Raw genomic sequence first — 22,126 nt, forward strand, 5'->3', positions numbered from 1 at the left:
ACGAACCTAAAATTACAAATAGAAAGGAGCGTTGTTATGGCACTTACAATAGATAAAAAAGCAATACAACCAATAAATACACTACCGCTAATTACACGTAGTTATAATTTACTACAAGATTATTTAGCCATTAGTAAATTTAAAGTAGTCGCTATGTTGGTACTGACCGCGTGGGTTGGTTTGGCGCTAGCACCCGATGTAGGCAGAGGCATGGGTGTACAGTTTATAAGCTTACTTGGCATAGGATTGCTTTCAGCAGCAGCAGCGGTAATTAACCATGTTGTTGATAGCGAAATAGACAGCAAAATGGCGCGTACTCGTCATCGCCCAGTAGCTAAAGGCCGCCTAAGTAAGGCACATGCACTGAGTTTTGCGGCAATAATAGGTGTGGCAGGTTTTATTATGCTAATGCTATGGGCAAATACCCTTACCGCCATATTAACCTTATTTGCGCTGGTGGGTTATGCCTTTGTATACACCTCTTTTTTAAAGCGCGCTACACCACAAAATATTGTTATTGGTGGCCTTGCTGGCGCTATGCCACCCTTATTGGGTTGGGTGTCTGAAACAGGGCAAATGGCAGCTGCACCTTGGCTACTAGTGATGATTATTTTTACGTGGACCCCTCCGCACTTTTGGGCCTTAGCTATAGCTCGTAAGAGCGATTACGCACGGGCTAAAATTCCTATGTTACCGGTTACGCATGGTATCGATTTTTCTAAAACCTGTGTGGTTGCTTACTCTGTGTTACTGGCAATTGTGTGTATATTTCCTTATTTGATAGGAATGTCGGGGTTAATTTATTTAATCGGCGCATCTGGATTAAATGCAGTCTTTATTTATAAAGCGATTAAATTAAAACTAGCCGCTAACGACGACACTGCTATGGATTTATTTCGCTTTTCAATTATTCATTTAATGGTACTCTTCATCATATTATTTATAGATAAATGGCTACTTTTATGAAGCAATTATGGCTAGGGTTAGTTATTGTTTTAACATTGTTTTTATCGGCGTGCTCAGATGATAATGCACCGCCAGACGTTAATGCATTAGTGTACGAAAATGCTAAACCTTTAGCCGACTTTAGTTTAGATGATCAACATGGCGAATTGGTTACTAAGCAGCAGCTTTTAGGGCAATGGAATTTAGTGTTTTTAGGTTACACCAGCTGCCCCGATATTTGCCCGTTAACACTGGCTAAACTAAATGCAGTGTATAAAAATTTACGTAGTGATTACCCAGTGCAAATTTGGTTTGTATCGGTAGATCCAAAACGAGATACCCCAGCAAAACGAAAAGACTATATTGATTACTTTAACCCCGATTTTTTAGCGGTTTCGGGGGAGCACAAACAGCTTTTCCCTATGGTAAGAGGGTTAGGCTTAATTTACGCTATTAGTGATAGTAGCGAGTCAGAGTATGCAGTTGATCATAGTGCTTCAGTGGCTATGGTTGATGGCAATGGGGCGGTAAGAGCTATATTTAAACCTGAATTTAAACAAGGTAGCGTGCCGTTAATAAATTCCAAAGAGTTAACTCAAGAATTTAAACAAATAGCTGATTATTATAAAAACTAGTTATTTAAACAGTAAATTAAAAAAGGAGCCCTAGGCTCCTTTTTTACTGCTGTAATTTAAGCTATTCAATAACCCAAGGCTGCGAAAACCAAAAATAGCTACCAGCATTGTTAATTGCAGGGGCGGTACAATTAAAGCGCGAACGACCTTTATTGAGCGCTTTAGGTGAGGTGACTTCTACTGTGTTTTTATTTATCCAGGTTAAATTAGCCTGGCCAACACTCGATACATAACAAGCAAACTGACTTTTATGAAAATCCCCCATAGTAAACTCAATAGTGAGTTTGGGTGGGTTTTGCGCCGTTACACTGTCTTCATAAGTGAGCGCGGTTATATTAAATGCGCGAGAATTCAATTTAGTGATCAGCGTATCTAATTTACTATAAAAGCCCGAAGCCGGAAAACGCGGTAAGCGACTAAAGTTAGAATCTTTATTTACAGCGCCAGAATGCTGACCTATACCAATAAAACCAAGCTCGGTTACTAGGGCTTGTAACTTATTGTTAAACTCGCCATACGGATAAGCTAAATATTTATAATCATGGCCAATTTCTGTTTTTATACGCTGCTGTGAATGTAGGATGTCTTGTTTAATGCGGGCTTGCCATTGTGCATCGCTTTCGTTTGCAAGCATATGGTGTAAGTAATCGTGTTGGCCACTATGATTGGCAATAAGTGCGCCTTTTTTTGCTAGCTCTTGGAGTTTATCCCAGCCCATTACATAGCCTTTACCTTCGTCTATTAGCTTAGGATTGACAAAAATTGTGTACGGATAGCCAAACTTTTCTAAAATTGGCGCTGCTTGCTCGTAATTATTGTTGTAACCATCATCGAAAGTAATAGCGACGGTTTTATCTGGTAAAGTGTGTTTTTGCTGCAACGCAGTTATCAGCTCATCTAAAGGAATAACATTAAAGTTATGCTCTTTTAAATAACTTAAGTGCTCAGTAAAAGTGCTCGCGCTAACACTGGTTACCGCCGGAAGGGTTTCACTAACGTGATGATACTGTAAAATAACGGCTGCTTGAGCGCGCAGTGAAATACTAATCAGGATAAATAATACTAAATGAAACAATTTCTTATACATAATAAAGCACACCATAAAAGCTTGTTGTTGTTAGCGGGTCCGATGATATTATCAAATATTACCGTCCCACTGTTAGGAATTGTTGATACTGCAGTAATTGGCCACTTAGGAAGCGCTCATTATTTAGCCGGTATTGCGCTGGGATCTGCGGTTATATCAATATTATTTTGGCTCGCAGGCTTTTTAAGAATGAGCACCACTGGGTTAGTGGCACAAGCTTATGGGCAAAACGATTTAACCCAATTGGCGGCGTTATTAAAACGCAGCTTAGTGCTTTCTTGCTTTGTTGCCGTATTGCTTATCGCCTTATCGCCTTTAATAAAACACGCCATTGCATTTTTATCGGCGGCCAATAGCGACGTGCTTACGCAAGCGTATCAGTATTTTAGTATTCGTATTTTTAGTGCGCCTGCGGCCTTATGTAATTTAGTACTATTAGGTTGGATGCTAGGTATGCATTATGGCCGTGGGCCGTTTTATTTATTATTAGTGACTAATATTACCAATATAGTGCTCGACATATATTTTGTTGTATACCTAGATTGGGCGGTAGCAGGCGCTGCATGGGCGTCACTTATTGCCGATTACACCGCGTTAGTTTTTGCCGTGGTGTTAGTTATTAAATTAGCTAAAAAACGCGGCATAAAACTAAGCGTACCAGGTTGGTTTAGCATTACAAAAATGGCAAACCTACTAAGCTTAAACCGTGATATTTTTATTCGCTCATTTATTTTACAGCTCTGCTTTAGCTTTATGACCTTTTACGGCGCACGAATTGGCGAAACCACGCTAGCAGCAAATGCAGTATTACTTAACTTTTTAATGTTGGTAAGCTTTGCACTCGACGGTATTGCTTATGCCAGTGAGGCAAAAGTAGGGCATGCTAAAGGTCAACAAAGTGTAAAAAATATTGAGCTTTGGGTAAAAATAAGTGTGTTTTGGGGCGCGCTATTTGCTTTAGCATACAGTTTGTTTTTTGCTATATTTGGTCGCTATATTATTACGCTATTAACTAATGTGCCGGAAGTGATTACCACGGCTACGCTGTACTTGCCTTGGATTATAGCCTTGCCATTATTGGCAATGAGTTGCTTTTTATTTGATGGTGTATTTGTTGGACTTACCCGGGCAAAGGCAATGCGAAATAGTATGTTGCTCTCAGCAAGTGTTGGTTTTTTTGGTGTATTTGCAGTGTTTCATCAGTGGGAGAATAATGGTTTATGGTTAGCAATGAGCTGTTTTATGCTAATGCGAGGAGTAACATTAATAGTGAAATACCAAAAGTTAAAGGCAAATAATCAGTTATTAGATTAAGGTAATTTGGTGGCTTATTTCCATAGGTCGGGGTCGTGGTTTTTAGGCTCAATATTTTTAAGTACTTGTGAAAAGCGATTAGCAAAAATACCGCTGTAGCCCCAAGCAGCAAAAAACAAAGCTGGCACTAAAATAACAACGCCAATAATTTGCAAGCTGTAGTGACTGTAATAGCCTAAAAAAATAAATATCACGGCTAGCACAAACAGTGCTACGCCGCGAAAAAAACGCTTTAAGCTAAGCTTAGGGTTGCTCCCTAAGCTATATATAAGCGACTTTAGCATTAAAAATGCTTATTAATAGTAAGAATGATCGCCCGCTTGGTGCTCAGTAATATCGGCAACACCAGTGATCTCTTCAAACTTTTCGATCATCTCTTTTTCAATGCCTTCTTTTAACGTGACATCGATCATAGAACAACCATTACAACCACCGCCAAACTGTAATACAGCAATACCTGCAGCGGTAATTTCCACTAAGCTTACTTGGCCACCGTGGTTAGCAAGTTGTGGATTTACTTCGGTTTCTAGCATGTGTTGTACGCGTTCGTTTAACGATGCATCACCGCTAATTTTACGCGCTTTAGCATTAGGTGCTTTTAGTGTTAACTGAGTACCCATTTTGTCGGTAACAAAATCAATTTCAGCGTCTTCTAAAAAGGGTGCACTTTCTGCATCTACAACGCCGTCAAAACCATTAAAGTTTAGGCGAATATCGCTGTCTTCTACAGCGTCTTCTGGACAATAAGAAACACCACATTCCGCTTGTGATGTACCAGGGTTTACAACAAAAACACGAATGTTGGTTTGTTGTGCTTGATCTGCTAATAGTTTAGCAAAATGCGCTTGTGCTGTTTCGGAAATTGAAATCATAAGACCGTCTATACTTGACTAAATTACTCGGATACTGCATATCATACCCCGCTCATCGTGTTGCGGCTAGTGTTGAGCGTAAAAAGTTGGCATCTATTTTAAGCAATGCTAGCGTGCAAACAACAAACATTTTATGAGTAAATTATATGCGTATAATAATAAAAATAACATTAATGATAATGGTGGCAATACTGAGTTTTTCAACTCAAGCTAAACCATTGTCTTACTACTTTGCAGAGGATGTTGAGTTTGATCCAAGTATACCCACTCCAGAGCAAGTGCTTGGTTATCAAGTAGGTGAGTGGCATGTAAGGCACGATCAGTTGGTGCGTTATATGGAAATACTAGCACAAAAAAGTGATCGAATTAATTTTGAAGTAATAGGGCGCACGCACGAACAGCGACCATTAGTGATGCTGACTATTACCGCCGCCAATAAATTAAAAAATATAGAGCAAATTCGCCAGGCCCATTTAGCGCGTTTAACGCCTAGCAACACGCAATCATCAGAGCAGCCTGGTGTTGTATGGATGGGTTACAGCGTACATGGTAATGAGTCGTCGGGCAGTAATTCTGCATTGCTGGTGGCGTATTACTTAGCCGCAGCGCAAGGTAATGAAATAAATGAGTTATTAAATAATACCGTTATTTTACTCGACCCTTCACTTAATCCCGATGGTTTAGCTCGTTTTGCTAATTGGGCTAATAGTAATCGTGGTATGAACTTATCGTCAGACCCCGTTACCCGAGAACACGTGGAAAGCTGGCCAAGTAGCCGTACTAATCATTACTGGTTTGACTTAAACCGCGACTGGTTATTACTACAACACCCAGAATCGCGTGCGCGTATTGCAAAGTTTCATCAGTGGAAACCAAATATTTTAACCGACTTTCATGAAATGGGGCCAAACAGCAGTTACTTTTTTCAGCCCGGTATTCCATCGCGCAAACACCCGATTACGCCTGATGAAAATGTCAGCTTAACTAAAGCAATTGCAAATTATCATGCTAAAACATTAGACGAAAATAATGCGCTATACTTCACCGAAGAAAGCTTTGATGACTTTTATTACGGTAAAGGCTCAACTTACCCAGACGTAAATGGTGGCGTAGGTATTTTATTTGAACAAGCCAGTTCGCGCGGGCATATTCAAGAAACCGTAAATGGGCCTCTCAGCTTTGCTTTTACTATTAAAAACCAGCTGCTTACTAGTTTATCAACATTTAAAGCCGCGATAGACAACCGCCAAGCCTTACTCGATTACCAAGCTAAGTTTTATAACCAGGCGATAGATTTAGCAGCCGATGAAAGCTTTCAAGGTTATGTAGTTGCAGGTGCAGCCGATAACACCCGAGTTAACGACTTTTTAAGCATACTGCAACAGCACCAAATTAACGCTTACCCTTTAACAAAAGAGCTAAAAGCAGGTGGTGAAACTTATTCTAGCAATAGCTATTTTGTGCCTTTAGCACAGCCACAATACCGTTTAGTTAAAGCTATTTTTAGCGAACAAAAAAACTTTGCCGATAACACTTTTTACGATGTATCTGGCTGGACACTAGCGCATGCATTTAATTTACCCTTTGCTAAAGTAACCAGTAGTTGGGGATTAAAAGTTGCTGATAACGCATGGCAACAAGCCGCTACACCGCGCTTTGCACAACTTAATGAAGGGTATGCATTTGGCTTTTCGTGGGATGATACCTTGGCGCCAAAAATGCTCAATAGTTTACTGCAGCAAGGGGTAAAAGCCCGTGTTGCATTAAATTCATTAACGGCTAAGTCAGTAAACAGCGAAGAAGTAAATTTTGCAGCGGGGAGTATTATTATTCCTGCAGGGTTACAAACAAATAGTGATTGGATAGCACAGCTTAATCAGGCGCAAAATGAGTTTGGCATTGCTATTAAGCCAATAACGTCAGGATTAACCAGTAAAGGTGCCGATTTAGGGTCACGCTCAATGGCGGTGCTTAGCGCTCCCAAAGTGCTGCTGTTAGGCGGTAAAGGGGTAAGCCAATATGAAGCTGGAGAAGTGTGGTACTACCTAGACCGTTTTGTAGGTGTTGCTCCAACCATTGTTGAGCTAGAGCGTTTGGGCTCAATTGAGCTAAGTAATTACAGCCATATTGTGCTGGCTCATGGTAACTACAGTGGTTTATCTGACGCTGATAAAGTGGCCATAAAAGGTTGGGTTAGAAAAGGCGGTGTTATTTGGGGTCACAAAGGCGGTGCTAAATTTTTAGCGGATCAGCAACTATTAAAAGCCAGCTACTTGTCTCGCAAAGAAGTAGCCAGTGCGTTTAAAACCGACGGTTTAAACTATGCTGATAAAGAGCATTTAGCTGGGCGTCAGCGTATTGCAGGCGCTATTTTTAATACCCATGTAGATTTAACTCACCCACTTACCTTTTCATTACCACGTAATACGCTACCTGTATTTAAAAATAGCACTTGGTTGCTGGAGACCTCAGAGGCACCGTTTGTTAATGTGCTTACCTATACTGAGCAGCCATTACTTGCGGGCTTTACCGATGCTGTAAATGTTACTCAAGTTGCCGGCGCAGCAGGCTTAATTGCGCACTCTTACGGGCGTGGAGCAGTAATTGGTATGACCGACGATCCGGTGTTTAGAGGTTATTGGTACGGTACGAGTAGGTTACTTAGTAACGCATTGTTTTTTGGCCACACGTTTCGGGTAAGTGGCGACTAACTATTAAAATTTTAAATAGGCGTTAAGCAAGTGGTAAAAGCCCACACTTGTTTAGCGCCTGCCTGTTTTAAAGCCTGGGTGGCTGCATTAAGTGTAGCGCCTGTGGTCATAATATCATCAACAATTGCCACCGTTTTACCACTCATATCTGCAGTACATATAAATGCGTCTTTTAAATTTTTAACCCGCTTAGCTTTAGTTAGCTTAGATTGTGCGTGCGTTTTTTTATTACGTAACAGCGAATCACTAAGTAAATTAAAAGATGATAAACACGGTTGCCATACTTGTGTTACTTGATTAAAACCGCGCTGAAAAAATCGACTTTTATGCAGTGGTAATATAATAAAGGTATCGGGCAGTGGGTAATCAGGAGTAAAAAAAGTACTCAATTGTTTAGTAATAACTTGTTGTAATGCATTTTTATAATGTATTTGATTATTAAACTTAAGTTGCTTCAGCCATTGCTCAAAAGGGGGCTGGTAAAACGCACAGGAAAATAACTTATCAAATTCGCAGTTAGGAAACATTTCAATAATATCAGGGCGATATAGCAAGTTTTTTTGCTCGCTTAAATCAAATAATGGTAAATCTTCTAAGCAATACTCACACAAGCCCAGCGCGGCTGGGACTGGGCCTTGGCAAAGTACGCAATGCGACTCAAACAGCCAATTTATAAATGCGTGCTTCATCGGATAAATATACTCATTACAATCGCCTAGTTAAACGCTATTATAAACTTCAGTTTGGTTAAGGTTTGGCAAATATGCAAAATGAATTAGTGTTACTACATGGTTGGGGTATGAACAAAGGTGTATGGCAATTAGTGCAGCCAGAGCTAGCATTTATTCATAATAACAACGTACGCAGTATTGATTTACCTGGCTACGGTAGTAGTAAAACATGCCCAAACCCTTATACCTTACACAGCGCTGCAGCACTTTTAAGTGAGCAGTTAAAACCACACTCTATTTTAATGGGTTGGTCTTTAGGTGGGTTATTTGCACTATATATTGCTAAACATTGGCCCGAAAAAGTAGCTAAAGTGATACTTGTTGCTGCTAGCCCCTTTTTTGCAGAGCAAGCGCCGTGGCCGGGTATAAAAGCACAGGTTTTAACGCAATTTAAAGAGCAGCTTGTTAATCATGGTGAAAAAACCATAGAGCGATTTTTAGCTATTCAGGCAATGGGCAGCGAATCGGCTCGTGATGACGTAAAACAACTTAAACAATTGCTAAATCAATATAAAGCCCCTGAAAATGAGGCTTTGACTGCGGGTTTAGATATTTTACAAAATGAAGATTTACGAGCGCTATTTACTCATTGCCCTGTGCCTATAAGCGCTATATTTGGTCGTTTAGATGCACTTGTTCCTTATAGAGCAATTGCCCAAATGGCAGCACTTAATACTGAGTTTGAGTATGAAGTATTAGATAAAGCGTCACATGCTCCTTTTATTTCTCATAAAAATGAATTTATATCTGCCGTTAAATCAATGCTTTAAAATAGAGCGACGAATAGCGCTGGTTAAAGCTTTATTTTGCGCATTAGTTGAGCGATAATTAAACAATATTTATTTTAATGGAGATTTAATATGCCAATAGGATCTGCATTTAATAGTGGCCTAGAAGGGTTTAACCGAGCTAGCCAAGGAATTGAAAGAGCCAGCGCAGAAATTAACCGTGCCAGTATTGAACAACAAGACGATGCGCAACTAGCACAGCAGCGCCAACTTACGGCTGCTCGCTCAGAAGAAGCGGTTACTGCGCCAGTAGCAAAACCTGCCCGTATTGATGAAGCTTTGGTAAACTTAAAAGTTGAAGAGTTTAACGCTAAAGCGAATACGCAATCGATTCAAACTGCCGATGATGTGCTCGGTACATTAATTGATATAAACGTTTAAATATTATGAATATTGTCACGCCATTCCCGTCTATTAATATAAACACCGCAAATGTTTATACCGAAACTGCACGGCGTGATAATCAGTTGCGAGAAGTTATTCCCCCGCCAGCATCAAGTACGGCTAGTAGCACCGAAAATAAAGCCCAAAGTGATGCCGAAAAAGCTAAATTACCGGGTAACAGTGACCCAGCTACTTACGACGCTAAAGGAAAGCTGATAGGTGAAAAGTCTGTTGAGGCACGTGACGAAAGTTCAGGCAATTCAGATAATGCTGAGCAAGAAAACGAGCAAGAAAAAAACCAAGCGACAGAACAAGAAGCAGCAAAAGAAGAGCAGCAGTTAGCGCAACAAGCACTACAAATTAAAGAGCTTAAAGCGCGTGATACCGAAGTACGTGTGCACGAACAAGCGCATGCAGCAGTGGGTGGGCAACATGCGGGCTCGCCTAGTTATGAGTATCAGCGTGGCCCAGATGGCACTAATTACGCTGTGGGTGGCGAAGTGCAAATAGATGTGGGGGCTATAAGTGGTGATCCACAAGCAACCATAGAAAAAATGCAAACAGTACGTGCAGCAGCACTTGCCCCAGCTCAACCATCGGGTGCAGATAGAGCAATTGCTGCCGATGCCACGCAAAAAATAGCCACCGCACAGGCTGAACTTGCAAGCCCAAAAAGTAATGAAGACGAAAAAACAACAAGTAAAGCAGCCGCTTCACTTTCAAGTAATGATAGCAGTGAAGAAAAAACAGCAAAAAGTGCAGAGCAAACTCGCGATACACAAGTTGAAGCACGCGCTGGGCGCATTGCTAATTTTTATCAAATGGCGACATCGCCCGCAAGCAACAGCGGTTTTTCAGCGCAAATATAGTTAACCTGAACTCTGGTTAAGAGATTTACTAACGTATTGAATTATAATTATATTTAACTTTATTTTCTCTAGCCAGAGATTTTCAGTGAAAATAAGGCGAGTTTACGCGTCAATAGCTGGCCTATTGCAAGTAAATTCAACGCAGTTAGCGCTGAAAATAACTGCTTGAGATAGGTTTATTATCCGGAGATCAGGTTAGTTATGTAGCTTAAGCAATACTGAGCTTAAAGCTTTTATCAAAATACCCAAATAAAAAAACCGCTAACGCGGTTTTTTATTTTTAGCTATATAAGTATTACTTTTTCAGTTTAGCGTTAGCAAATGCATCAGCAAACGCATTGCCCATTAGCGCATTACCATTATCACGCTTTGGCTTAGCAGCTCTTGGCTGTGAGTTGTTGTTAGCGCGTGGCTTTTGCGCAGCAGGAGCTGCTGGCTTATTACTGGTATCAATGTCGTCATCTAGGCGCATGGTAAAGCTAATGCGTTTACGTGCGGCATCAACTTCAACTACTTTAACTTTTACAATGTCACCGGCTTTAACAACTTCACGCGGATCAGAGATAAACTTATTAGTAATTGATGAAATATGTACTAAACCATCTTGATGTACACCTACATCAACAAAAGCACCAAAATTAGCAACGTTAGATACAACACCTTCTAAAATCATTCCTGGTTTTAGATCGCTTATTTTTTCTACGCCGGCTTTAAATTCAGCAGTTTTAAACTCAGGGCGAGGATCGCGCCCAGGCTTATCAAGCTCGCTAATAATATCGGTAACGGTAGGTAAACCAAATTTATCGTCAATGTAGTCGTTAGCGGCTAACTTATTTAAAAAGTCGCTGTTACCCATTAAGCTATTTACATCAATGCTATTGTGCTCACAAATACGCTTAACAACAGGGTAAGCCTCAGGGTGAACGGATGAGTTATCTAGCGGATCGCTGCCGTTGTTAATACGTAAAAACCCTGCGGCTTGTTCAAACGCTTTTGGCCCTAAACGCTCTACTTTTTTAAGCTCACTGCGTTTTGCAAACGAACCATTAGCATCGCGGTAGTTAACAATATTTTGCGCTAAGGTTTTGTTTAAACCAGAAACGCGGGTTAGTAATGGCACCGAGGCCATATTTAAATCTACGCCTACAGAGTTTACACAGTCTTCTACTACTGAGATCAGGCTTTGCCCTAATTGGCTTTGCGATACATCGTGCTGGTATTGACCTACACCTATGGCTTTAGGCTCAATTTTAACCAGCTCAGCTAGAGGGTCTTGTAAACGACGGGCAATAGAAACCGCGCCTCTTAGAGAAACGTCTAAATTAGGAAATTCATTAGCAGCAAGTTCTGAGGCAGAATAGACCGATGCACCCGCTTCGCTAACCATAATTTTATTAAGTTTAAGCTCGGCATTAGCTTTCATTAGTTCAGCAATTAACTTATCAGACTCGCGAGACGCGGTGCCATTACCAATCGCAATAAGCTCAACCTTATGTTGACGACAAAGTAGCTCTAAGGTGCGTACAGATTTTTCCCAGTGATTTTGTGGCGCATGTGGGAAAATAGTTTGTGTGGTTAAAAGTTTGCCAGTGCTATCTACAATCGCAATTTTACAACCGGTACGTAGACCAGGATCGAGCCCTAGAGTAGTACGCGGGCCAGCTGGTGCGGCCATGAGTAGGTCTTTTAAGTTTTTAGCAAATACATCAATTGCACCGGTTTCGGCTTTTTCGCGCATAGCCGCTAAAAATTCATTTTCTAAGTGTAAGCCTAGTTTAATTTTCCACGCCCACTGCACCACAGTTAATAGCCAGCTGCTAGCTGCTTGGTTTTTAATATCTAAGCGATAATGATCAGCTATCATTTGAGCACAAAGTTGCGCTGAATTTTCTGAGCTTGGTTCAGGATTAATATTAAGCTGTAAAATGCCTTCATTACGGGCTCTAAGCATAGCAAGCGCACGGTGCGAAGGTACTTTTTTAAGAGCCTCTTGATGCTCAAAGTAGTCACGATATTTAGCGCCAGCTTGTTCTTGGCCTTTAATTAAGCTGCTTTCAATAACCCCATTTTGACTAATGTAGCTTCTGAACTTCGCGAGTAACTTGGCGTCTTCGGCAAAACGCTCCATTAAAATAAACTTAGCACCTTCAAGGGCTGATTTTGTATCAGCTATGCCTTTATCGGCACTTACAAACTGCTCAGCTTGCTGCTCTGGATCTAGGTTGGCATCATTAAATAGTGCATTGGCAAGCGGCTCTAATCCCGCCTCTATTGCTATTTGCCCTTTGGTACGACGCTTTGCTTTATAAGGCAGGTATAAATCTTCAAGCTCAGTTTTACTTTGTGCAGCATTAATATCGGCGCTTAGCGCTGCAGTTAGTTTTTTTTGTGACTCTATAGTTGATAAAATAAAGCTACGGCGCTCTTCAAGCTCTCGTAAATACGACAACCTTTGCTCTAACAACCGCAGTTGCGTGTCGTCTAGTCCGCCGGTTACTTCTTTTCTGTAACGGGCAATAAAAGGAACCGTTGCGCCTTCATCAAGTAACTTTGTTGCTGCAACAACTTGTTGCTGTTGTGCGTTTAACTCACTGGCTAAACGTGCAGAGATATCGCTCATGCAAAAACCTTATAAAACAAAAATAAGACCAGTTAAATTAACTTAACTGGCGGGTCAATTGCTTGAATAATATCACAGGGGAGGGTAATAAAAAGGTCTTAAAGCAAGCTATTTTGCTTGCTTTAAGATGTAACAATCAAAGCGATAACTTTAATTGTTGTAAAGCGCTTTAATGGGGGTGATCTACGCTCTCTAGTACTTCACTAAATGAGTTAGCAATAGGGGTTATGTGCACAGGTATTTGCAGTGTTTTGGCAATTTCGCGAGCTGAAATTAAGCCACATATTTCATTATTAGCAGTAGTCACTAATAAAAACATAGCGCCACGGTGCTCCATTGTTTGTAGTGCATCGCCAATACATGCGTAGCTTAAGCTTTGCATGCTTACACCGAGTAAATTAGTTAACGGGGTCATTAAGTGGTGTAAGTTAACTTCGCTGCGCGGCAAGCCTATACGCTGGGCTATTATCATTGTTTTTGAGCTTTGTAAGTCTGCACTCGAAACAATGCCTATTAGCTTATGCTGCTCGTCGGTGACTAAAATAAAGTTTGAAGGTTGCACACTAAGTTGTTTTAGCGCTTGCTCAATGGTTGTTTCGAATGATGCACGCACTGGTATTTTATTCGTAAAGTTATTAATCATTTTAATAGCAGGAGAGGTTAAATCAATAAGCGGTTGTTCAACAGCAAACGTGTTAGCAATAACGCCATGAGAAATATCTTGAATACGAAGTTCTTTAAAGTTAGACATATTAGTCACCTTATTTAGTTATAAAATTTAATAGTTTGAAAAGTAAGTTATTAAATTAAATAGCTAGGTGGGCCTCGCTGATGCGCGCAGCTAAAAGGTTTGTCTAAAATAGTACTCTGGTAATAAGAGTAGGGTGCTTTAGGGAGTGGTTGCAGTACCCTAAGGCTAATAACATAGGCATGAGAATCAAAGTCTATGTCGGGATTTGTTTGATCAGGAGTGTCACAAGCAATAAAGTGGGGAGTAACTATACTTGAGTCTAGTTGTGTGTTTTTAGGGCTAGCATGCAAAGTCAAACTTACACTCATGAAGAGTGCAAACAATACGGCATTACTTAATATGCGCGATACTATGTTTGACATAAATACGACCTTAATTAACGAGTCTCAAATTAAAATTGTGTAACTTGAGTTAAATCAGTTATAGCTCATTGCATTAAGTTACACAATAAAAAGTTAATATGATCTGAATCAAAGCAGCTTAACTATTTTTTTGATAGCTAATGCTATTTACGTACCACTGTTTTTTGCCTTGAGGGGTGATAACGTCAAACTCGTCATCTACTTGTTTTTTTAACAACGCTCGCGCCATTGGTGAATCAATCGAAATATAGTCTTTACGCTCGTAAATTTCATCGGGACCGACAATTTTAAACTTTTTAGTCTCGCCTTGCTCATTTTCAATTTCAACCCAAGCACCAAAAAACACTTTGCCATCTTGCACAGGCGAATAATCAATAATTTTTAAGTCGGGTATGCGCTTACGTAAATAGCGCACACGGCGGTCTATTTGCCGTAGAAGCCGTTTATTATATTGATAATCTGCATTTTCAGATCTATCTCCTAGGCTGGCCGCCCAGCTTACTATTTTGGTGATTTCAGGGCGTTTTACATTCCATAAATGGGTATGTTCTTGTTGTAATTGTAAGTAGCCTTCGCGGGTAATTAAGTTTGTTTTCACGCCATGTTCTTTTTTAATACTCATACAGAGCAAGGTATTAAAATAACCCAAACTTGTCGAGTGTATTATTAATAAAACACGCGCACAAATGAGTTTGAAATGTTCAGTAACAATCTAAGCGGCTAATAAATTGTTGCTTACAGGTTTTTTCATTTATATTAATGGGTAATAGATTATAAAAATAAGAAACACAATGGGACACGAAACGACAAAAGTATTGGTTGTAGATGATGACATGCGTTTACGCAGCTTACTGGAGCGCTATTTAGTAGAGCAAGGCTTTATTGTAAGAACAGCGGGTAATTCAGAGCAAATGGATCGGCTTATCGAACGTGAAAACTTTCATTTAATGGTGCTCGATTTAATGCTGCCGGGTGAAGATGGTTTGTCTATTTGTCGTCGTTTACGCCAAAAAGAAAACGACATTCCAATTGTTATGCTTACCGCTAAAGGTGATGAGGTTGACCGTATTATTGGCCTTGAATTGGGAGCAGACGACTACATTCCAAAACCATTTAATCCACGAGAGCTGTTAGCGCGAATAAAAGCTATTTTACGACGCCGTGCCAAAGAAGTGCCGGGCGCACCTGCTGCAGAAGAAAACTTGATTGAATTTGGGCGATTTTCGCTTAATTTAGCCACTCGCGAAATGAGCGAAGGCGATAAAACAATTTCCTTAACCAGTGGCGAATTTGCAGTGCTTAAAGCGCTGGTCTTGCATCCACGTGAGCCGCTGAGCCGTGATAAATTGATGAACCTAGCGCGCGGGCGAGATTACAGCGCACTGGAGCGCAGTATTGATGTGCAAGTGTCGCGACTTCGCCGCATGATTGAGTTAGATGCCGCCAGCCCACGTTATATTCAAACCGTTTGGGGCTTAGGATATGTATTTGTTCCCGATGGTGAAAAGTAATTTATATGGGACTATTTCCGCGTAGCGCATTTGGACAAACCGTTTTTTTAGTGGCGGCTTTGCTGTTAATAAATCAAATAGTATCTTACGTAACGGTGAGCTTATACGTAGTAAAACCTACCATTGAACAAGTTAATTTAATGCTGGCTAAGCAAATTAAAACCGTATTTATTGACTGGGAAGATGGTGTTGAAGTAACCAATGAAGTATCGGATAAGTTTTTTGAAATTACCGGTATTGAAGTAATGACTCAGCGTGAAGCAATGCGCAGTGGTTTGGGGCAAAGTCGCGAATATTCGGTATTATCGCGTAGTATGTCTGAGCAGCTAAATGGCTCTGCGCGGGTGCGTATTAGCCAAACCGATCCACTCATATACTGGGTAGAAGCCCCGCAAGCATTAGGTTATTGGGTAAAAGTGCCGCTTAGTGGGTTTAAAGAAAATAATCTCGAGTTTTTAACCTTTTACTTATCAAGTATTGGTTTTTTAAGTGTATTAGGTGGTTGGTTATTTGCTAGGCACTTAAATAGGCCATTAAAAGCATTGCAACAAGCGGCGGTTAAGGTAGGTAAAGGCGATTTTAGTACTAAGTTAGCCGAGCAAGGATCGAGTGAAGTTATTGCTGTAACACGGGCATTTAATCAAATGTCACGGGGTATTGCTGCGCTTGAAAACGATCGTCGGCTGTTAATGGCAGGGGTGTCTCATGATTTACGCACTCCACTAACCCGCATTCGTTTAGCCACCGAAATGATGGCAGATGAAGATGACTATTTGCGTGAAGGCATTATTTACGATATTGAAGACATGAACGGCATTATCGACCAGTTCATTGAATATTTACGCCATCACAAACGTGAAGAGCTAAGCTGTGAGGACATTAACGCGTTAGTGGCAGAGGTAGTGCACACTGAGCTTAAACACCAGCGAGTAATTACCTTTAAAGGTAATCCTAGTATTGGCAATATACCTATTAGTGCAGTGGCAATTAAGCGTGTAATAACCAATATGATTGAAAATGCGCTGCGTTACTCAGAAGGTGATATTGAAGTGCTCTGCTATTTTAATAGCAATAAAAAGTATGTTGTTATTGCGGTAAACGATAGTGGCCCGGGTATACCAGAGGGCGAACTGGAGTCGGTATTTGAGCCGTTTAAGCAAGGCGATACAGCACGTGGTAGCGAGGGCAGCGGTTTAGGGCTGGCTATTATTAAACGCATTATAGATATGCATGACGGTAAAGTTAAATTATCTAACCGGCCTGAGGGCGGGTTAAGTGCACAAATTTACTTACCAATTAAAGTATAATACCAACCCACTTTACTGCAGCGGGTTGGTATTAAGTTGTGCTGGCCAAAATTATAAATACACAGTAAGCGATTAAAGTGCTTTAAAACGAATAGCCGTACCGCCACTGGTGGCCAGCTTAAGCGTTAATTTATCGCTTGCAGTAACAAGGCGTTTTTCGATAGTTAAATCGTACGGATTATTTTTCCATTCGGCATTCTTACCATCTTTATAAATATGTGCCTCAAACTGTTTGCCGTTATCTAAAAAGTCTAAACTAATCTCAATAGTACGCGCTTGCTCGTCAGTCACTGCGCCTAAATACCAGTCGTTGCCGGTATATTTGTCGCGCTTTCGCTCTTTTCGCGCAAATACAATAAAGTCACCTACTGCACCATCAAGGGCAATGCTTTGTTGCCAGTCGGTCGGTACGTCTTGAATAAATTGAAATGCATCGGGTTTAGCTAAATAATTTTTAGGTAGGTCGGCCGCCATTTGAATCGGACTATACAATACAACATACAATGCTAGTTGTTTAGCCAGCGTAGTTTGCGGGCGATTAGTATTAGCGCCTAAACCGTTAAAACTTAAATCGAAAATACCAGGAGTAAAATCCATAGGCCCAGCAAGCATGCGGGTAAATGCCAGCATAGCAATGTGCTCGGGTGGATTAGGAGGAGTACCCCATGCGTTAAACTCTTGTCCGCGTGCGCCTTCTCGAGTGATCCAGTTTGGATAAGTACGGCGCAGTCCGGTATCTTTAATCGGCTCGTGGGTGTTAATACTTATTTTATGTTTAGCAGCTAGCTTAACGTTATGTAAGTACTCGTTAACCATAAATTGGCCGTCGTGCCACTCATGGCGAGCTATACCGTTTTTGTCAATGCGCTTAATGTTTCCGCCATCGGCTACGTAACCGGTTTTAACTTGGCTAACGTTAGATTTTTCATACAATGCAAAGGCATCTGCCATTTGCTTGCGATAGTTACTGACGTTGCCGGATGTTTCGTGATGGCCAATGAGTTGCACGCCTGTTTGCTTAGAATATTTTGTTAGCGCTGCTATATCAAAATCATCGTAGGGCTGAGTAAAGCTAAACACATCACCATTAAAAAACCAGTCGCCATCCCAGCCTGTGTTCCAGCCTTCAACTAATACGCCATCAAAACCATATTTGGCGGCAAAGTCCATGTAGTATTTGGTATTTTTTGTAGTAGCGCCGTGTTTGTCGCCGCTGCCCCAAGTGTGTGTATTTATATGCATACCCCACCAAATACCTATGTATTTACCAGGTTTTACCCACGACACGTCACCGAGTTTATTTGGCTCATTTAGATTTAAAATAATATCTGAGTTAACTAAATCAACGGCTTTTTCGCCAATTTGAATAGTGCGCCATGGGGTATTAAACGCGCCCTGTTTTTTAACGGCAACACCGCTCGACCATGGCGTTAAATCGGCTTGAAAAACCCCAGGACGGCGTTGATTAAGTACCATGGCGGCGTAATCAACAAGGGCGGCTTCATGAATACTAATATGCACACCATCTTGGTTTTTAAAGGTAAATGGCGTATGTACCAATGCGGCATCGTTTAATGGGCTGGTATTATATACATATTCGTAGCGATTCCAGCCGCGGGCAGGGATCCACCAAGCTGTCGCTGTGTGGCTGTTATTAACAGCAAACTCGGTAAGCTCTTTGGTTATTTCAATATTGTTAAGGCCTGCTTGTTTTGGTACTTCGTATCTAAAACCCACGCCACTATCAAACGCTTTAAAGCGCACGCTATAAGTACCACCTTGAGGTTGTGGCTTAGCAAAGGTTACAGTTACCTCGTTATGCTGATCTACAACCGTTTGTCGCTCGCCCCAAGGTTGTTGCCACTGAGTGTTGGTACTTTGTTGTTGAACTTTGGTTATTTTAAAGCTGTTACTAAACGGTGCATGTTGTTTAAATTCAAACCCGAGAGCAGAATTATTAATGACTGTTTTATTTTTAAAACTAATAGAATAACTAGGTGTACTCTGCTCGTCTGAGATGATTATTTTTATATTACCGTCAGGCGATTGTACGGTAGCTGTTTGAGCAACCGTGATACTTGAAAAAGCCATGAGTAGCAGTGCCAATGTGCGCATAATAGTTCCTTGGGTTAGCGACGTGTTTGGCTATCAAGCATAAAGCGAGAGGGTGGTGAATACGACAGGTTGCATACGTATTCAGGGTGATAAAAAGTGAGCAGTGAGGTTGCTTGTACGCTAAGCAATAAAAAAGGGCTCTGTTGAGCCCTTAATTTAGTATTGCTTAGATTGCGAGATTATTTTTTATCAAAAGCGCGTTGCATAAAGTTTGGCGTAGCTAATGCACCGTGATGAATGCCGTTGTTGTAGTATTCGCTGTTCTTTGCAATATCGGCTGCTGCATCTTCTCTAAAGCCATTAAAGGCTGCAGATTTACGCGCTAAAGTTACTGACCATAAACCACTTGGGTATATAGGTTGCGGGAATGGCAGTGTTTGTAAGTCGTTAAAACCTACCGTTAGCATAGCTTCGCGCATTTCAACTAATAACGGCATATGCATAAGCGGTGATTCGCTTTGTTGTACTAAAATGCCACCTGGGCGAAGGGCGTTTAAGCAGCTAGTGTAAAATGCATGATTAAATAAACCTTCACCTGGGCCTACTGGGTCGGTGCCATCAACAATAACAACATCGATTGATTCGCTTGCGGCTTCGCGCATGTATTTAATGCCGTCGTCAAACATAACTGTTGCACGAGGATCGTTGTTAGATTCACACAGCTCTGGGAAGTATTTTAACGACATTTGCGTTACTACTTCGTCTATATCTATTTGCGTAACGCTCTCTACACCAGGGTGCTTTAACACTTCGCGTAAGGTACCGCAGTCGCCGCCGCCAATAATAACTACATTTTTAGGTGCTGGGTGCGCTAAAAGTGCAGGGTGGCTGATCATCTCATGATAAAAAAAGTTTTCGCGGCTACTTACCATAGTGCAACCGTCGATGATCATTAAATTACCAAAGTCGGTGGTTTCGAACATTTCTACTTTTTGAAAAGGAGACTGTTTTTCATCTAACTTTTTGTTAATACGTAATGAAAATGCGCTGCCATCGCGGTCGCTAATTTCAGTAAACCACTTACTTTGATCTAAATTTGCCATAGTTACTATTACACTTTTTTAAGTTGAGGATGAAAAAGGGGGCAATTTTGCCAGTGCTTGACGTTTTGCTCAATGACATTTTAACTGATTTAACCAATAAAGTTAGTTAGGAATGAGGGAAAGTTCAATTTTTGTTAGCCTAGAGGATAGCGACGTATTAAAATGCGTCATTGTATTTAATTGATTAAAGAAGAGTTGCCATGACTTGGGGTTTAGAAACAGCACGTGCCACTTATAATGTTGCACATTGGAGTGAAGGCTATTTTGATATTAACGCACAAGGCGAGTTGGTGGCCTACCCAGATGGCGACCAAGCAAAGGCCGCAATTTCTTTAACGCAATTAACCGAACAATTTAAACAACAGGGTTTAACCTTACCAGTATTGGTGCGCTTTACCGATATATTACAAAACCGGGTAGATACGCTTACCAATGCCTTTACTCAAGCACGAGCAAATCGTGAGTATCAAGGCGAATATACCTGCGTTTATCCAATCAAAGTAAATCAGCAACGCTCTGTAGTGAGTAAACTTTTAGCTCACCCTAGCGGGCTGGTTGGCCTTGAAGCTGGCTCTAAACCAGAACTAATGGCTATTTTAGGGGTGGCAAAAGAGCCCATTACTATTGTGTGTAATGGCTATAAAGACAGTGAGTTTTTACGCTTAGCCTGTATTGGTCAGGCTATGGGTCACAAAGTTAAAATAGTGGTAGAGAAGCTCTCGGAGTTAACCACCTTACTGGAAGAAATTGATAATTTAGGCATTGAACCGGCTATTGGTATTCGTATTCGCCTAAACTCAGTGGGCAAAGGTAAATGGCAAAACACCGGTGGCGAAAAAGGTAAATTTGGTTTAACGGCAGGGCAAGTGCTTAGCGCTGTTGAAGTGTTAAAAAAACATAATAAATTGCACTTAATGCAAATGGTGCATTTTCATATTGGCTCTCAAATAGCCAATATTCGCGATATTCACCGCGCTTTGCGTGAATGTGCACGCCATTTTGCTGAACTTACTCAGTTAGGTGTACCACTTAATACCGTTGATGTAGGCGGTGGGTTAGGGGTTGATTACGAAGGTTCGGGTTCACGTAGTGCGTGTTCAATGAACTATACCGTTGCAGAATATGCCCGTAACGTAGTAAATGCGTTTTCTGAGGTGTGTGACCAACATCAATTAACTCATCCGGCCATTATTACTGAATCAGGGCGTGCGTTAACCGCGCACCACGCGGTATTAATTACCGATGTAATTGACGTTGAAAAAGCGCCTAATCACTTAAACCCAGAGGCGCCTGCGCAAAGCAGTACACTGGTATTAGATGAAATGTGGCAATGTTTACAGCGTTTAAGCCCGCGTATGGCGCTGGAAATTTATCACGACGCAATGCACTTATTTAGCGAAGCACACGATCAGTACGTACACGGTTTAGTGAGCATGCTAGAGTGGGCGAAAATAGAGCAACTTTACTTTACTATTTTACATCGGGTGCGCTCATCTTTGAGCAATAATGTGCGTGCGCATCGCGAAGTACTCGATGATTTAAACGAAAAATTAGCTGATAAATTATTTGTTAATTTTTCACTATTTCAATCGTTGCCAGATATATGGGGAATTGGCCAATTATTCCCAGTAATGCCTATTGAAAACCTCACTCAACCGCTTACCCAGCGCGCTATTATTCAAGATATAACGTGTGATTCTGATGGGCAAATTCGCGAATATGTAGAAGGTGCAGGTATAGAAACAAGCTTACCTATACCTGAATATACACAAGGGCAGCAGTATCATATTGCAATGTTTATGGTTGGCGCTTATCAAGAAATTTTAGGTGACTTACACAACCTATTTGGCGACACCGACTCAGTGCATGTGGAGTTAAACGATGATGGTTATGTACTTACTAACGCCATTAAAGGTGACAGCGTTAAGGATGTATTAAAGTGTGTTGACTATGATAGCGCCATTTTAGCAGACAACTTTGCAGAGCAAATTAATAAGCTCGATGTGTCTGAGCCATGTAAAGCAGGCTATTTAGCAGAGCTTAATGCGGGACTAGAAGGCTATACCTATTTTGAGGACTAA

Annotated in this window: 20 protein-coding genes; 10 read left to right on the forward strand and 10 right to left on the reverse strand. The window is 41.0% G+C overall.

Annotated elements, in window-relative coordinates; genetic code table 11:
* Positions 1-36 precede the first annotated feature (36 nt).
* Complete coding sequence (gene cyoE, locus I6F41_RS15070) at positions 37-966, forward strand: heme o synthase (protein ID WP_011329493.1); 930 nt, start codon at positions 37-39, stop codon at positions 964-966.
* Positions 963-1,580 carry an SCO family protein gene (locus I6F41_RS15075; protein ID WP_182684481.1) on the forward strand — a complete coding sequence of 206 codons (618 nt, stop codon included), beginning with the start codon at positions 963-965 and terminating at the stop codon, positions 1,578-1,580. The genes cyoE and I6F41_RS15075 overlap by 4 nt, the downstream gene beginning before the upstream one ends.
* Before the next feature lie 61 nt (positions 1,581-1,641).
* Here the strand turns inward: I6F41_RS15075 and I6F41_RS15080 are convergent, their stop codons facing one another.
* Positions 1,642-2,667, reverse strand: coding sequence for a polysaccharide deacetylase family protein (locus I6F41_RS15080; RefSeq protein WP_011329491.1), 1,026 nt, complete (start codon positions 2,665-2,667; stop codon positions 1,642-1,644).
* A gap of 42 nt (positions 2,668-2,709) precedes the next feature.
* On the opposite strand from I6F41_RS15080, the gene I6F41_RS15085 reads away from it, so the two are divergent.
* A complete protein-coding gene (locus I6F41_RS15085) occupies positions 2,710-3,981 on the forward strand; it encodes an MATE family efflux transporter (protein ID WP_011329490.1) in 1,272 nt (423 codons plus the stop codon).
* A 14-nt stretch (positions 3,982-3,995) separates the two neighbouring features.
* Here I6F41_RS15085 and I6F41_RS15090 read toward each other — a convergent pair whose 3' ends face one another.
* Both I6F41_RS15090 and nfuA read right to left on the reverse strand, forming a co-directional pair.
* Positions 3,996-4,265, reverse strand: coding sequence for a hypothetical protein (locus I6F41_RS15090; RefSeq protein WP_011329489.1), 270 nt, complete (start codon positions 4,263-4,265; stop codon positions 3,996-3,998).
* A gap of 12 nt (positions 4,266-4,277) precedes the next feature.
* Positions 4,278-4,853, reverse strand: a complete 576-nt coding sequence (gene nfuA / locus I6F41_RS15095) for a Fe-S biogenesis protein NfuA (protein ID WP_011329488.1) — start codon at positions 4,851-4,853, stop codon at positions 4,278-4,280.
* 179 nt (positions 4,854-5,032) lie between these two features.
* Between nfuA and I6F41_RS15100 the strand changes: the two genes are divergently transcribed.
* A complete protein-coding gene (locus tag I6F41_RS15100; RefSeq protein WP_179807497.1) occupies positions 5,033-7,564 on the forward strand; it encodes a M14 metallopeptidase family protein in 2,532 nt (843 codons plus the stop codon).
* An 11-nt stretch (positions 7,565-7,575) separates the two neighbouring features.
* Here the strand turns inward: I6F41_RS15100 and I6F41_RS15105 are convergent, their stop codons facing one another.
* Positions 7,576-8,253, reverse strand: a complete 678-nt coding sequence (locus I6F41_RS15105) for a ComF family protein (RefSeq protein WP_011329486.1) — start codon at positions 8,251-8,253, stop codon at positions 7,576-7,578.
* 74 nt (positions 8,254-8,327) lie between these two features.
* Here I6F41_RS15105 and bioH point away from each other — a divergent pair, with 74 nt between their 5' ends.
* The 3 genes from bioH to I6F41_RS15120 all read left to right on the forward strand — a co-directional run bounded on the left by bioH (position 8,328) and on the right by I6F41_RS15120 (position 10,336).
* The gene (bioH, locus tag I6F41_RS15110) at positions 8,328-9,065 is read left to right on the forward strand and encodes a pimeloyl-ACP methyl ester esterase BioH (protein ID WP_011329485.1); all 738 of its coding nucleotides are present in this window, start codon (positions 8,328-8,330) and stop codon (positions 9,063-9,065) included.
* Positions 9,066-9,155: 90 nt separating this feature from the next.
* Complete coding sequence (locus tag I6F41_RS15115) at positions 9,156-9,464, forward strand: hypothetical protein (RefSeq protein WP_011329484.1); 309 nt, start codon at positions 9,156-9,158, stop codon at positions 9,462-9,464.
* A 5-nt stretch (positions 9,465-9,469) separates the two neighbouring features.
* Complete coding sequence (locus I6F41_RS15120) at positions 9,470-10,336, forward strand: putative metalloprotease CJM1_0395 family protein (protein WP_182684480.1); 867 nt, start codon at positions 9,470-9,472, stop codon at positions 10,334-10,336.
* A 295-nt stretch (positions 10,337-10,631) separates the two neighbouring features.
* Here the strand turns inward: I6F41_RS15120 and I6F41_RS15125 are convergent, their stop codons facing one another.
* The 4 genes from I6F41_RS15125 to greB all read right to left on the reverse strand — a co-directional run bounded on the left by I6F41_RS15125 (position 10,632) and on the right by greB (position 14,667).
* A complete protein-coding gene (locus tag I6F41_RS15125; RefSeq protein ID WP_011329482.1) occupies positions 10,632-12,956 on the reverse strand; it encodes a Tex family protein in 2,325 nt (774 codons plus the stop codon).
* Between the two features lie 169 nt (positions 12,957-13,125).
* A complete protein-coding gene (locus I6F41_RS15130) occupies positions 13,126-13,707 on the reverse strand; it encodes a CBS domain-containing protein (protein ID WP_179807479.1) in 582 nt (193 codons plus the stop codon).
* Between the two features lie 50 nt (positions 13,708-13,757).
* Entirely contained in the window at positions 13,758-14,069 is a 312-nt protein-coding gene (locus I6F41_RS15135) for a hypothetical protein (RefSeq protein ID WP_011329480.1), read from the reverse strand.
* A gap of 118 nt (positions 14,070-14,187) precedes the next feature.
* Positions 14,188-14,667, reverse strand: a complete 480-nt coding sequence (greB, locus tag I6F41_RS15140; protein WP_011329479.1) for a transcription elongation factor GreB — start codon at positions 14,665-14,667, stop codon at positions 14,188-14,190.
* Positions 14,668-14,860: 193 nt separating this feature from the next.
* On the opposite strand from greB, the gene ompR reads away from it, so the two are divergent.
* Positions 14,861-15,580 (forward strand): osmolarity response regulator transcription factor OmpR, encoded by a 720-nt coding sequence (gene ompR / locus I6F41_RS15145; RefSeq protein ID WP_011329478.1) that lies wholly within the window; start codon positions 14,861-14,863, stop codon positions 15,578-15,580.
* Between the two features lie 5 nt (positions 15,581-15,585).
* Entirely contained in the window at positions 15,586-16,887 is a 1,302-nt protein-coding gene (gene envZ / locus I6F41_RS15150; RefSeq protein WP_011329477.1) for a two-component system sensor histidine kinase EnvZ, read from the forward strand.
* A gap of 72 nt (positions 16,888-16,959) precedes the next feature.
* Here envZ and I6F41_RS15155 read toward each other — a convergent pair whose 3' ends face one another.
* Positions 16,960-19,002 (reverse strand): glycoside hydrolase family 97 protein, encoded by a 2,043-nt coding sequence (locus I6F41_RS15155; RefSeq protein ID WP_011329476.1) that lies wholly within the window; start codon positions 19,000-19,002, stop codon positions 16,960-16,962.
* Positions 19,003-19,181: 179 nt separating this feature from the next.
* Positions 19,182-20,045, reverse strand: a complete 864-nt coding sequence (speE, locus tag I6F41_RS15160) for a polyamine aminopropyltransferase (protein WP_011329475.1) — start codon at positions 20,043-20,045, stop codon at positions 19,182-19,184.
* 200 nt (positions 20,046-20,245) lie between these two features.
* Between speE and speA the strand changes: the two genes are divergently transcribed.
* Positions 20,246-22,126, forward strand: coding sequence for a biosynthetic arginine decarboxylase (gene speA, locus I6F41_RS15165; protein WP_179807481.1), 1,881 nt, complete (start codon positions 20,246-20,248; stop codon positions 22,124-22,126).

It is taken from the genome of Pseudoalteromonas sp. SCQQ13 (assembly GCF_015864415.1).
GTDB lineage: Bacteria > Pseudomonadota > Gammaproteobacteria > Enterobacterales > Alteromonadaceae > Pseudoalteromonas > Pseudoalteromonas nigrifaciens.